Annotated in this window: 10 protein-coding genes and 2 pseudogenes; 8 read left to right on the top strand and 4 right to left on the bottom strand. The window is 37.8% G+C overall.

Translation table 11 applies throughout. The annotated features are described in order from the left end of the window. Positions 1-278: 278 nt before the first annotated feature. A complete protein-coding gene (locus BHE89_RS19425) occupies positions 279-827 on the top strand; it encodes a YcbK family protein (protein WP_069368252.1) in 549 nt (182 codons plus the stop codon). A 37-nt stretch (positions 828-864) separates the two neighbouring features. After that, complete coding sequence (locus BHE89_RS19420) at positions 865-1,515, top strand: MBL fold metallo-hydrolase (RefSeq protein ID WP_069368253.1); 651 nt, start codon at positions 865-867, stop codon at positions 1,513-1,515. Between the two features lie 158 nt (positions 1,516-1,673). Here BHE89_RS19420 and BHE89_RS19415 read toward each other — a convergent pair whose 3' ends face one another. The 4 genes from BHE89_RS19415 to pncB form a co-directional block, all read right to left on the bottom strand. Then, complete coding sequence (locus BHE89_RS19415) at positions 1,674-2,864, bottom strand: amino acid aminotransferase (RefSeq protein ID WP_069368254.1); 1,191 nt, start codon at positions 2,862-2,864, stop codon at positions 1,674-1,676. Between the two features lie 427 nt (positions 2,865-3,291). After that, positions 3,292-4,413: a porin gene (locus BHE89_RS19410; RefSeq protein ID WP_069368255.1), complete on the bottom strand. Its 1,122-nt coding sequence runs from the start codon at positions 4,411-4,413 to the stop codon at positions 3,292-3,294. A 341-nt stretch (positions 4,414-4,754) separates the two neighbouring features. Continuing rightward, on the bottom strand, positions 4,755-6,155 hold the full coding sequence (gene asnS / locus BHE89_RS19405; RefSeq protein ID WP_069368256.1) for an asparagine--tRNA ligase: 1,401 nt from the start codon (positions 6,153-6,155) through the stop codon (positions 4,755-4,757). A 269-nt stretch (positions 6,156-6,424) separates the two neighbouring features. Continuing rightward, entirely contained in the window at positions 6,425-7,639 is a 1,215-nt protein-coding gene (gene pncB, locus BHE89_RS19400) for a nicotinate phosphoribosyltransferase (RefSeq protein ID WP_069368257.1), read from the bottom strand. 340 nt (positions 7,640-7,979) lie between these two features. Between pncB and pepN the strand changes: the two genes are divergently transcribed. The 6 genes and pseudogenes from pepN to BHE89_RS19370 form a co-directional block, all read left to right on the top strand. Next, positions 7,980-10,595 carry an aminopeptidase N gene (gene pepN, locus BHE89_RS19395; protein WP_069368258.1) on the top strand — a complete coding sequence of 872 codons (2,616 nt, stop codon included), beginning with the start codon at positions 7,980-7,982 and terminating at the stop codon, positions 10,593-10,595. Positions 10,596-10,798: 203 nt separating this feature from the next. Next, positions 10,799-11,810 (top strand): annotated as a pseudogene (gene pyrD, locus BHE89_RS19390) (quinone-dependent dihydroorotate dehydrogenase). Positions 11,811-12,028: 218 nt separating this feature from the next. Beyond that, a pseudogene (locus tag BHE89_RS19385) lies at positions 12,029-12,581 on the top strand (cell division protein ZapC). Between the two features lie 510 nt (positions 12,582-13,091). Then, positions 13,092-13,514: a hypothetical protein gene (locus BHE89_RS19380; protein ID WP_128860738.1), complete on the top strand. Its 423-nt coding sequence runs from the start codon at positions 13,092-13,094 to the stop codon at positions 13,512-13,514. 37 nt (positions 13,515-13,551) lie between these two features. After that, entirely contained in the window at positions 13,552-13,917 is a 366-nt protein-coding gene (locus tag BHE89_RS19375; protein ID WP_353615149.1) for a colicin E3/pyocin S6 family cytotoxin, read from the top strand. Positions 13,918-13,950: 33 nt separating this feature from the next. Next, on the top strand, positions 13,951-14,038 hold an 88-nt coding region (locus tag BHE89_RS19370; RefSeq protein WP_286146366.1), incomplete at its 3' end, for a colicin E3/pyocin S6 family cytotoxin.

Here is a 14,038-nt window from a genome sequence, read left to right as displayed (position 1 = left end):
CTACCCTTTATTTTTATATAAATCAATAAGATGATTATATTCTCTTATGGTTATAAAAAATATAATAAATGATTAAATATTTTTAAAATTTCTATTAAAATTAGAACGATAAAAAGAGATTTTAGTATAAATAATAAAATTAATAAGATTTGAAATGCCGATAAATTGAAACGAAGTGTTATTTACAATACTATACAAACCATAAGAAACAATTCGAGAAAAAATATTGTCATAATAAAGGTTCTTCCTCCCGAAATAATTTGTTGAGTGCATATACTATGGATATTATTGATTCACATCGCCGTAAATGGCTGGGGCTTGGTATGGCCGCAGTGGGGTTAGGGTTATTGCCTACTCATGCATTTGCTTCATTAGCTACACCTAAACCAAAAATCCTTCGCTTTAATAATTTAAATACTGGTGAAACTATTAAAGCCGAGTTTTTTGATGGAAAACGTTATAATAAACATGAACTTGCTAAATTAAATCACCTTTTTAGAGATTACCGTCAAAATAAAATCAAAACCATTGATCCTGCGCTATTCGACCAAATCTACTTATTGCAAGTGATGCTCAATAACAATAAACCCGTTGAACTTATTTCAGGTTATCGCTCTTTAGTGACAAATAATAATCTGCGCCATAGTAGTAGCGGAGTGGCAAAGAAGAGCTATCACACGCGTGGACAAGCAATGGATTTTCGTTTAGTCGGTACTGATCTTGCCAAAGTACGTCAAGTCGCTTTAAGAATGAAAGCGGGAGGCGTTGGTTACTATCCGAAAAGTAATTTCGTGCATATTGATACAGGACCCGTTCGCTCATGGTAATCTATTGAGAATTAGTTAATAGAGAGTGGAGTGGTTGATGATGTATCACATTGTACCTGTGACAAACTATATGCAAAATTGCACCCTTATATGGTGTGATGAAACAAAAGAAGCGGCAATTGTTGATCCTGGTGGCGATGTCGAAAGGCTTATTGCAGAAATCGAAGAACGCCAGTTAACATTAACCAAAGTATTATTAACACACGGACACTTTGACCATATTGCAGGCACCTCTCAGATTGTTGAACATTTTCATGTTCCTGTCTATGGTCCCCATAAAGATGATAATTTCTTATTAGAGGAATTAGAGCAACAGTGCCGTATGTTTAATTTTCCTTGTGGTAAATCATTTACACCAGATAGCTGGTTAAATGAAGGCGATACCGTCACAATAGGTAAAACAATTTCGTTATCTGTATTACATTGCCCAGGGCATACACCGGGACATATTATTTTTGTAAACCATCAAAATAAACTTATCTCTATGGGAGATGTGTTATTCAAAGAAAGCATTGGTCGTACCGATTTTCCGCGTGGAAACCATGCCGATCTTATTGCTTCAATCAAAAATAAAGTCTTACCTTTAGGCGATGATTATCTGTTTATTCCAGGACATGGTCCTATGTCTAATTTAGGGCATGAACGCCAATATAATCCTTTTTTACAAGATGAAATGCCAATCTGGTAATTGTGTACTGACTGATATAAGTAAATAAAGAAAAGCGCTTTATTATAAAGCGCTTTTTTTATGAGTAAAAATGTGATTTGTTTGATGACTCTAAATAAGAATGCCACATTATCATTATTAAAATGTGGCATTTATCTTAATGACACTTTAAAAGGTAATTAGAGTACGGCAACAATGGCTTCGCACAGTGGAACCATATTCTCAAGGGTTAAGCCTGCAACGTTAATACGCCCTGAACCTACGATATAAATACCGTATTCAGCACGTAAACGTTCAACTTGCTCTTTATTTAAACCACTAAATGAAAACATCCCATTTTGGTCAATAATAAAGCTAAAGTCTTGCTTAGCACCTTTTTCTTGCAATGTGGTGACTAACAGTTGACGCATACGCTGAATACGTTCACGCATGGTTGTCAGTTCTTCAATCCATTCTTCTTTTAACTCTGGGTTAGAAAGAATAGTTGTAACCACTGAAGCACCATGTGCTGGTGGGTTAGAGTAGTTAGCACGAATAATGGCTTTTGCTTGGCTAAAAGCTTTCTCAGCAGTGTCACTGTCTTTGGTAACAATCGTGCATGCACCTACACGTTCATTGTAGAGACCGAAGTTTTTAGAATATGAACTAGCAACAATAAGCTCCGGGTTCTTTTCTGCAAAGAGGCGTAAGCCTTGCGCATCTTCTTCAAGACCACGTGCAAAACCTTGGTATGCAAAGTCAAAAACAGGTAACCAACCTTTTTCTGCTGATAGTGCTGCTAATTGGCGCCATTGCTCTTCTGTTGGATCAATACCACTTGGGTTATGGCAGCAACCGTGGAACAAAACAACATCACCCGCTTGTGCATTTTCAAGGCTTGCTAACATACCATCAAAGTCTAACCCATGATTTTCAGCATCATAATAATCGTAATGACAGATCTCAAGACCTGCTGTTTGGAAAATATTATTATGGTTAGGCCAAGTTGGATTGCTTATCCAAACGCGTTTTGCTGTGGTTTGCTGAGCAATAAAATCAGCAGCAATACGTAAAGCACCTGTGCCACCTGGAGCTTGTGCTGTGCGTGCGCGCTTTTCAGTGATAATAGGGTGTTGTTCACCAAACAGAAGTGCTTGTGTTACATTGCCAAATTCAGGGATACCGCTAATAGGAAGGTAATTTTTAGTGGTTTCGTTTTCTAACAGGTATTTTTCTGCTTTCTTAACCGTGGTTAAAACAGGGGTCTTGCCTGTTTCATCCTTGTAAACACCAATCCCTAAGTTAATTTTGTTTTCACGAGGATCAGAACGGAAACTATCAGCTAAACCTAGAATAGGATCGGCTGGTGCAGCAATGATTTTCTCAAACATAGTGTAATTGTTCCCTAAGCTCAAAACGAAGCCGAAATATGAGTATCAAGAGTAACGCTATGAGGCCTTTTTGCCAACTGTTTGTAGAGAAATTAACAAGAAGTTGTGAACTAAGTGAGAATAAATAGCAAAACAAGATGTAAATAAGTGAATATCCTGTGATTATATTAACATGTAAAAATAAATCACTAAAAAGACATAATTGTTTAGTATGATAAACTTTTAAATATTTCAAAAATGGGGGATCACAGAGCGTGTTATCACAATAGAGAAGCTAATTAAGTGTGATTAATTTAGGGGTAAATAAAAAGATAAGGGAAAGGGGGGAGAGAAGGAGTGTTAAATTTGTGCAAATAAAAAAGCAACACCGAAGTGTTGCTTTTCAAATCAATTATTAACTTGACTGTTTAATTACCTAAAGCGGTAATTAGAACTGATAAGTCAGACCTAAACCAACTACGTTGTCAGTTGCAACGCCGTAAGCTTTAGTGAAGTCATCTTTATCTAACAGGTTGATTTTATAATCAATAACTGCAGTCATGTTTTTGTTAAATTTGTAGAATGAACCTACAGAGATATATTTAACTAAATCATGATCGTTGTCTTTCAGACCACCAACGCCATTGTTCAGATCTTTACCTTTAGATTGAACATAACCTAAAGATGGTTTCAGACCTAAATCAACAAAGTCATATTGTGCAGTTAACTCGATGTTTTGAGTTTTGTTAGCGATAGTGCCTTTACCGTAGTAGTTCATGTTACGGCTTTCACCGTACATAGCCGCTAAATAAACGTTGTTAGCTGCGAATTTACCACCAAAGTTCCATGCTTCTGCATTTTTACCAGTTGCGCTGCTGTGGTGTTCCTGCCAGTTAGTACGAGCAGAGTTAGAGTAACCACCACCCAGTGTTACACCCCAACCTAAGTTGTAAGATGTAGAGAAACCGAAACCGTCACCATTAGCTTTAGCTGTATCAATACGTTTGCTGCTATTGTTGGTGTTTTCGTTGTTTTTGCCTTGGTATTGCAGAGCAAAGTTCAGGCCATCAACGTAACCGAACATATCAGTGTTACGGTAAGTCAGAACGCCAGTAGTACGACCAGTCATATAAACATCAGACTGAGACATTGAGTCACCGCCCCATAAAGGCAGAACGTCTGTCCATGCGTTGGTGTCGTAAATTACACCGTAGTTACGACCATAATCTAATGAGCCGTAGTCAGCGAATTTAAAACCAGCGTAAGCGAAACGAGTTTTAGATGAGTTTTCGCTTTCAGTAGTATTAGTTTTGATTTCATACTCGAAACGACCAAAACCAACTAAATCTTTATTGATTTGAGTTTCGCCTTTGAAACCGATACGAGCACGTGAAGCGTCACCGCTTTCGTGATCACTATTTGTATCAGAATCTGCGAAGTAATGACGAACGTCAACTTTACCGTAGATGTCTACTTTGTTGCCGTCTTTGTTGTACATTTCAGCTGCGTTTGCTGCACCAGCAAACATTAAAGCTGGGATTACCACTGCAAGAAGATTGCGCTTCATCATTATTATTACCCTCATTGGTGTTATTCAGACACCTTTGCCACTGCCAGAAATAGTTTCTTAATTTTTATGGAACTATTTATGAGAGTTAAGTGTCGTCTGTGTCGGGTGACAGTGTTCCATTGGTAAAAAATTTTATCTACCCCCAATTTGCTACAAAAACGAAAAAAGTGTAACAAATTGTAACTATGTATTTCAAAGTGTGTATTTGGGGGAACTTTTGTATCAAATAACAGCCATGCATAAAAAAAAGCCAACCTTGAGGTTGGCTTCTTCACTTAAGTAAAACGAGCACAATAAAACAGCAATGTAAATTTCCAGTTGAATACTAATTAATCACTAAATTAGAAATCTGCATTTCTTGGTGTACGTGGGAATGGAATAACTTCACGAACGTTTGCAACGCCGGTCACATAAGCAACTAAACGTTCAAAACCTAAACCAAATCCTGAATGGGGTACAGTGCCATAACGACGTAGGTCGCGATACCACCAGTAGTCTTCTTTACTCATTCCCATTTCGTCTAAACGTTTATCAAACATATCTAAACGCTCTTCACGCTGAGAACCACCGATGATTTCACCGATGCCTGGTGCTAACACGTCCATTGCTGCAACTGTTTTACCATCTTCATTCATACGCATATAAAATGCTTTAATGTCTTTCGGATAGTTTTTCACCACAACAGGTGCTTTAAAGTGTTTCTCTGCAAGATAACGCTCATGCTCAGAAGAGAGGTCAACACCCCAATAAACAGGGTTTTCAAATTTCTCACCACAGTTTTCAAGCACAGTGACCGCATCGGTATAATCGATTTGAGCAAAGTCAGAGGTGATAAAGTTCTCTAAGCGTGTAATTGCGTCTTTATCGACACGTTGTGCAAAGAATTCCATATCATCTTTACGCTCTGCTAATACGGCTGCAAAGGTGTATTTCAGCATTTTTTCAGCAAGGGCTGCGATATCGTTAAGATCAGCAAATGCGACTTCAGGCTCTACCATCCAAAATTCAGCGAGATGACGACTGGTATTTGAGTTTTCAGCTCGGAAGGTTGGACCGAAAGTATACACTTTGCTTAATGCAGAGGCGTAAGTTTCACCATTTAGCTGACCAGAAACCGTTAAAAACGCTTCGCGGCCAAAAAAGTCTTCACTAAAATCAACGTCGCCTTTATCTGTGCGTGGTAGGTTGTTCATATCAAGTGTAGAGACACGGAACATCTCACCTGCACCTTCGGTATCAGCCGCTGTAATCAGTGGCGTAGAAACCCAGAAGAAGCCTTGTTCATCGAAGAAACGATGTAGTGCTTGTGCTAATGTGTGACGAACACGAGCAACTGCACCAATTAAGTTAGTACGAGGACGAAGGTGAGCAACTTCACGTAGGTACTCAATACTATGACGTTTGGCGGCCATCGGATAAGTTTCCGGATCATCGACCATTCCTACCACAACAACATGGGTGGCATGAATTTCAAAGTTCTGTCCCTGGCCCGGAGATTCAACAATTTTACCGGTGACTTCCACAGAACAGCCTGTGGTTAAGTGCAGCACTTCATCTTGATAATTCGGTAAATTATTATTAATGATGGCCTGTACTGGATTAAAGCAGGAACCGTCATAGACGGTAAGGAATGAGATACCAGCTTTTGAATCTCTTCTTGTACGTACCCAACCGCGAACGGTGACGTCTTCGCCAACCGCGATACGGCCTTGCAGTACGTCGACTACAGGCGCAACGATCATAAATAAATCTCTCTTCGTTTAATTAAAATAATTGTTTGGTTAATTCACTCTGCCCCTGTCGGACAGTTTTTCTATGTTACTTGCAATAGCGCAGGAAACAAGTAGGAAATTTTAGTTTAAAGAGTCAATAAAGAAGAGAAAAGCTTTTGTATAAAATAAATTGATAAAAATAGATGAAATATTGATAAGAGTAGGTGTTATGGGTGAGAGATGACAAAAGAAAGGGCAAATATTACCCTTTCTTTTATTAATGAAGAATTTTGAGTTAATTAACAGGCTTGTTTAACAAGAGGAACGTCAAAGGCTTTACGTAGCTTGTCAACAAAATCATTATCGTCACAAATGGTTTTACCGGGGCTATCTGATAATTTAGCAACGGGTTTACCATTACACTCCACCAGCTTAATCACAATATTAAGAGGCGTTATTTCAGGAATGTTACACGTGAGTCGAGTGCCAATACCAAAAATTAGACGAATACGCTTATGGAAATGCTTATAAAGTACGAGTGCTTTTTGAAAATCGAGGCTATCAGAAAAGACTAATACCTTACTCATTGGATCAATACCCAATTTTTCATAATGCGCGATCGCTTTTTCACCCCATTCAATCGGATCGCCAGAGTCGTGACGTAAACCTTGGTAACTTTCGGCAAAGGTTTTATCAAAATCACGCAAAAACGCATCCATTGTAATGCAATCTGTTAATGCAATACCTAATTGGTCTGGATATTCATCTAACCAAGATTGCAAGGCTGCGCGTTGGCTATTTGCTAGCTCAGGGCTAATCTGCTGATGAGCTTGAAACCACTCGTGAGCCTGTGTTCCTACTGGGGCTAATTGCATACGTTCAGCTAAATGGTAGTTACTTGTACCAATAAGATAAGGGAAATGATTTTTCAGCTCATCCACAATGGCGCGCTGTACATCATAAGAGAAACGGCGACGAGTACCAAAATCCATCAATTTAAAATCAGCTAAGTCAATCTGTTGCTCTGCTGCATCATGATAGAAGATATCAATTAGCTTACGTAGTTGATTAACTGCATCATCAGGCGTGATTTGAGGAGAGCGAACACGATGTACAATTTCACTCACTAAAGCCAACAAAGGAACTTCCCATAGAATGACTTCGCGCCAAGGCCCCGTTATTCTGATCGTCAGTTGGTTTTCAGGTGTTGTTGAAATTTGGACTTGTTCTGGTTTAAAGCGAAAATGCTTAAACCAGTGCAGATAGTCATTTTTGAAAAAGGGGAGACTCTGAAGATAGTCAAACTCTTCATTCGTTAATGACAAGTCTGCCATCATGTTAACTTGATGGCGTAAGGTTGTTGCATATTCACCTAGACGTTCATCACTCCGGCAGCGGAACTCAGCAACGACAGGAATATCACTATAATGGTGGTAAACCGCTTGTTGCATGTGGAGCTTATATGCATCGGTATCCAACAGTGATGTAATAATCGGTGTAGCGTCTAAAATCATAGCGCGTCAAGCATCCTCACGGAGCGTTTTTATGTCTGCTAAATCGTTAAGGTTGGAGAGTATACCCGAATATGATGACAATGCGTCACTATTCAATAATATTTCTCTGCAACATAAAAACAAGCTGTAAAACTTAGATGAGTTTACCACGTTAAACATAATTTGGGAGTATATTAGCATCATTTACCAAATAAATTGATTACATGTATTAATAAAGTATTAACATTCTGTTGACTTTTAATGTTTTCAATTGAATATTCGACTGGCTAAACAGATTTTTGACGAGTAAGCTTTGGCAATATAACTGTTAAATAGTCGTGTTAACTAAAAGGTTTTTTCTATGACACAACAAAGAATCGCGAAATTTCGCAAAGATTATCGTGCCCCTGACTACACAATCACCGATTTACATCTTGATTTTATCTTAGATAAAGAAAATACCCAGGTTACAGCGATAAGCCAATGTAAACGTCTAAACGCAGATGCGACAGCATTAGTGTTAGATGGTGAAGACTTAACATTAAAATCAATTGCAGTGAATGATGTAGCTTGGACACACTATAAAGAAGAAAACGGCAAACTCATCATTGAACAACTACCAGCGCAATTTACATTAAAAATTGTTAATAACATTAATCCATCGGCTAACACCGCGTTAGAAGGATTGTATGTTTCTGGTGATGCATTATGTACACAATGTGAAGCTGAAGGTTTCCGCCATATTACTTACTATTTAGATAGACCTGATGTATTAGCTCGTTACACCACGACAATCACCGCAGACAAAAAACAGTATCCTTATTTATTATCCAATGGTAACCGTATAGCACAAGGTGAATTGGATGATGGTCGCCATTGGGTAACATGGGAAGATCCACATCCAAAACCAAGTTATTTATTTGCGTTGGTAGCGGGTGATTTTGATGTACTACGAGATACTTTTATCACCAAAAGCGGTCGTGAAGTTGCTTTAGAGCTTTTTGTTGATAAAGGTAATTTAGATCGTGCAGATTGGGCAATGACATCATTAAAAAATGCGATGGCATGGGATCAATCTCGCTTTAATTTAGAATACGATCTCGACATCTATATGATAGTGGCTGTTGATTTCTTTAATATGGGAGCGATGGAGAATAAAGGGCTGAACGTCTTTAACTCTAAATATGTGCTCGCGAAAAGTGAAACAGCAACTGACAAAGATTATTTAGGTATTGAGTCTGTTATTGGTCATGAATATTTCCATAACTGGACAGGTAACCGTATTACTTGTCGAGATTGGTTCCAGTTAAGCCTAAAAGAGGGTTTAACCGTTTTCCGTGATCAAGAATTTAGCTCTGACTTAGGCTCTCGTTCTGTTAATCGTATCAATAATGTACGAGTGATGCGCACGGCTCAATTTGCAGAAGATGCAAGCCCTATGGCACACCCAATTCGTCCTGATAGTGTGATCGAAATGAACAACTTCTATACTTTAACCGTATATGAAAAAGGTTCAGAAGTGATCCGAATGATCCACACCTTATTAGGTGAAGAGCAATTCCAAGCGGGTATTCAAATGTATATTCATCGTCACGACGGCAGTGCTGCAACTTGCGATGATTTTATTCAGGCAATGGAAGATGCTTCTAATGTTGATCTTACCTTATTCCGTCGTTGGTATAGTCAATCAGGGACGCCACAACTGACTGTTCGTGATAGTTATGATGCCAATAAAAAGCAATATACGTTAACTGTGCGTCAAATGACGCCACCAACAGCCGATCAAACTGAAAAACAGCCATTACATATTCCATTAGATATTGAATTGTACGATACCAAAGGCAATGTGATCCCACTGCGCTCGCAAGGTCAAACTATTTCTAATGTATTGAATGTGGTACGTGAAGAACAGCAGTTTGTCTTTGACGATGTGCCAGAACAACCGATCCCATCTTTATTACGTGAGTTTTCAGCACCTGTAAAACTTGACTATCCATTTACGGATGAGCAACTCTCTTTCTTAATGAAATATGCACGTAATGCATTTTCACGTTGGGATGCAGCTCAAGCATTATTAGGTCGCTATATAAAAGAAAATGTTGCTCGAGTTCAAAAGGGGGAAACCTGCATTCTGCCTGAAATGGTGGTTGATGCTTTCCGTGCCGTATTACTTGATAAAGATATCGATCCCGCATTAGCGGCACTTATTCTGACATTACCAACAGATGTTGAAGCAGGTGAATCATTTAGCATTATTGATCCTGTTGCTATCCATAAAGCACTTGGTTTTATTCGTAAAACACTCGCAACTGAAATGGCTGATGAGTTCTCTGCTGTTTATCATTCAATGCATATTGGTGCTTATCGTGTTAATCATGATGATATTGCAAAGCGTGATTTACGTAATGTTTGTCTAGCTTATTTAGCGGTTGAAAATGAGCAAACGGGTAATCAGCTTGTTGATGTACAATATCACAACAGTGATAACATGACCGACGCACTTGCCGCACTTAATGCCGCTGTAATGGCTCAGTTACCTTGCAAAGATACTCTATTACAAGAGTTCGACGACAAATGGCATCAAGACGGTTTAGTGATGGACAAATGGTTTAGTTTACAAGCCATGAGCCCAGCAGCAGATGTATTACAGAAAGTACGGAGTCTGTTATCTCATCGCTCATTTACACTTGCAAACCCTAATCGCACTCGTGCATTAATTGGTGCGTTTGTTAATAATAATCCAGTCGCTTTCCACGCTGAAGATGGTTCTGGTTACTTATTATTGACAGAAATTCTGACTGATTTAAATAGCCGTAACCCACAAGTTGCATCACGCCTTATTGAACCGTTTATTCGCTTGAAACGTTATGATGCAACACGTCAAGAAAAAATGCGTGCAGAGTTATTAAAACTGAAAGAGCTTGAGAATTTATCAGGTGATTTATATGAGAAAATCACCAAGGCGTTAGCTGATTAATATTACGTTTTATATCACTTTATGAGTGAGTAGATAGTATAAAATCAGAAAAATAACTAGATCCCCAGCAGAGTCTGGGGATTTTTATGACGAATTGTTAAACTGAAACGTTTACTTTTCGTGCTTTTATCTATATGATGCACGACGCTTAAATTGTCGTAGACATATCATTCCTAATACCCGATATTCTCAATGGAGATCGTATGTATTATTCCTTAGTCAGGAAGGCATTGTTTCGGCTAGATCCTGAACGTGCCCATGATTTTACCTTCCGCCAGTTAAAACGTTTATCTCATTCCCCATTTCAATTTCTTATTCAGCAGTCACTTCCTTCTAAACCTGTTTCCTGTATGGGACTCTCATTTAAAAATCCACTTGGTCTTGCTGCCGGTCTTGATAAAAACGGTGATTGCATAGATGCATTGGGTGCAATGGGATTTGGTTTTATTGAAGTTGGTACAGTGACACCACGTCCTCAAGTGGGAAATGATAAACCTCGTTTATTCCGCTTAGTGGAAGCAGAAGGTTTAATTAACCGAATGGGCTTTAATAACCTTGGTGTCGATAACTTAATTGAAAATGTAAAACAATCTCGTTATGGTGGCGTACTGGGTATTAATATTGGTAAAAATAAAGATACCCCAGTAGAGCAAGGTAAAGATGATTATCTGATTTGTATGGAAAAAGTCTATGCTCATGCGGGGTATATCGCAATCAATATCTCCTCACCAAATACCCCGGGTTTACGTACACTACAATATGGTGAAGCATTAGACGATCTGCTATCAGCAATTAAAAATAAGCAATTAGAGTTGCAGGGTAAATATCAAAAATATGTTCCTGTTGCTGTTAAAATTGCACCTGATTTAACACATGAAGAATTAATCCAAGTTGCAGATAGCTTAGTCCGTCATCATATTGATGGTGTTATTGCGACAAATACCACATTAGATAAATCATTAGTGAGTGGATTAGATCACTGCAATGAAGCTGGGGGATTAAGTGGTCGTCCTGTACAATCAAAAAAGTACACAAATCATTCGCCAATTAAATGAAGAATTAAAAGGTGCATTACCTATTATTGGTGTCGGTGGGATTGATTCATTAACGGCAGCCAGAGAAAAAATGGATGCAGGTGCTTCTCTTATTCAAGTCTATTCAGGATTCATTTATCAAGGTCCTGCACTTATCAAATCTATAATTAATCATATCTAAATACATTTAATAATGAGTTAGGGGCTTTTCTTCTGCCCTTAACTCGTTTATATTGCCTCTAGTTGGTTATTTTTTATTAAATTGCACTGATTGTGCTTAATTAATAGTAAAATGAATCCTGTTTTTGTTAGGTGATATTAAATATTTTATTTAGGTCATTTAATTTTGATTGTTTATCAGAGTATAAAACAGGGAATGAATCTAAGGGGGATTAATTAGTGATAATAAAACCCGATGATCGCTGGCGTTGGTATTTTGATGTTGAGCAACAAAAATTAATGCTTGATTTAGCAAATGGTATGGTTTTTCGTTCCCGCTTTTCAAGCAAAATGTTGAGTGAGAGTGCTCGGCAATCAGCATCTTTTACCGTCGATGATGCAGCTCTTTATTATGGATACGATGAGCAAATTCGACAAATAGATATGCCATCAGAATCAAGAGCTGAATTAGCTTTAAATGCATTAATAGCCCATCGCTTTTTAAAGCCACTGATGCCTAAGAGTTGGTATTTTGAAGTTAACAATAATCAAATCAACCCTTATTTATCGCAAGTGGTAGAAGTTTCATTAAAAGAAGAAGACGAAACCGCTCTTTTTTTTAGTGACTGAAGTGGGGGCTCAAGCTTGTTTATGTTTATTAGCGCAACCTCAGTTAACATTATTTGATAGAATACTTAATTTTTGTGACCCAATAAAAATAATGAATGATAGGTTAAGCAATTACCATAAAAAGTCAGAGTCAGGATCATTTTTGTACGAGAAAGTTATTTAACAAAAAGAGTAAAAAGGACTTACTCTTTTTTATCGTTACTCATTATTTATGACATTCTAAAAACAAATTTTATCTCAAACAATACTCCCTAATATCAAATCTTCATTACTCTCTTTCTGTATTCTTCTAAAAAATAAAATGAATTTATCAATAAATTCTCATTGAGTTATTAATAAGATAATTCTTATTAAATAAACTGTTTTATTTAAAATAAAAAAGAAGATAAGGGCAAATTACCTTCTTTTAATTTGTGATAAAGATAAGCGTTATTTTTTATTAAGTGAAAGTTTCACATTACCGTTAGGCACACAGCTACAAGCTAAAATTTCACCTGAGCGTTATGGCTGAGCGAAGGTAACACCTTATTTATTAAGAATACTCTTTCATGGAAAGAGAACATGATTAGCCAATAACTTGTGTGGTTACGCTTAATATGGCTCTTTGAAGAAGAGAGATTTTCTTATGGTGTGTTCTCCTCCCGTTGGTATCGGGAGTGATAGATACCCTCCAATGATTTATCAAGAATACCCTAAAAATAAAGAAACTGCGCTTACTGCTACTGGACTGAAATTAAATATTCCCAAAGAAACACAACTGAGAGATATAGCAAGGCAAAAAGGTATCATTAATACTTCGGCAACTGTAATTGAACAGATTGTTAATGGGACGAAACAAATTGAATTAGTCAAAACGAATACACCAGTTAAAACTCGTGTAGTTGAAGCAAGAAAAACGGTTGAGAAAGGTATTTTTGCTTATACTTTACCAAATAAGAAACAAGAAAGAATAGTTCAGATTGGTAGTGCGGAGATCTTAACGGGGACTGCATTACCTCAGCCAGAAAGACATAAATATCTACCTGGTAAGATATATGATATTCCTAGGTTTAATACTTTACCTTTAGATGCACCTACTTTTTTTTACAGAAAGTGAGAAAGAACAGTCTTCGCTAAAAGAGCCTATAATTTTGGTGTTTCCATGGGAATTGGGAATAAAACCAATTTATTTATCGACAGGAAAGAAAGATAAACCTCGCCAAGGCGTAAAAGAGCGCGGCCATAGTTATCACCCAGCACCAAGAGCTGAAGATATTAAAGGATTGGGCATCCTTAAGCCCGTTCAAGGTAAAACACCTAAACAAGGTGGAGCAGGCAAACGTAATCGCTGGAAAGGTGATAAAGGGCGAAGGATCTATGAGTGGGATTCACAGCATGGCGAGCTGGAAGGATATCGCGCCAGTGATGGTCAACATATAGGGGTATTTGACCCCAAAACAGGTAAGCAGTTAAAACCTGCAGATCCTAAACGCAATATCAAAAAAATTTCTATAAGGTAGATAAGATTATGGGATTGAAATTAGCATGGCGAGCTGGAAGGATATCGCGCCAGTGATGGTCAACATATAGGGGTATTTGACCCCAAAACAGGTAAGCAGTTAAAACCTGCAGATCCTAAAC

Source organism: Shigella sp. FC1967 (assembly GCF_001743005.1).
GTDB lineage: Bacteria > Pseudomonadota > Gammaproteobacteria > Enterobacterales > Enterobacteriaceae > Proteus.
The sequence above is the reverse complement of the archived record's forward strand: the minus strand, read 5'-3'. Positions and strand labels throughout refer to the sequence as shown.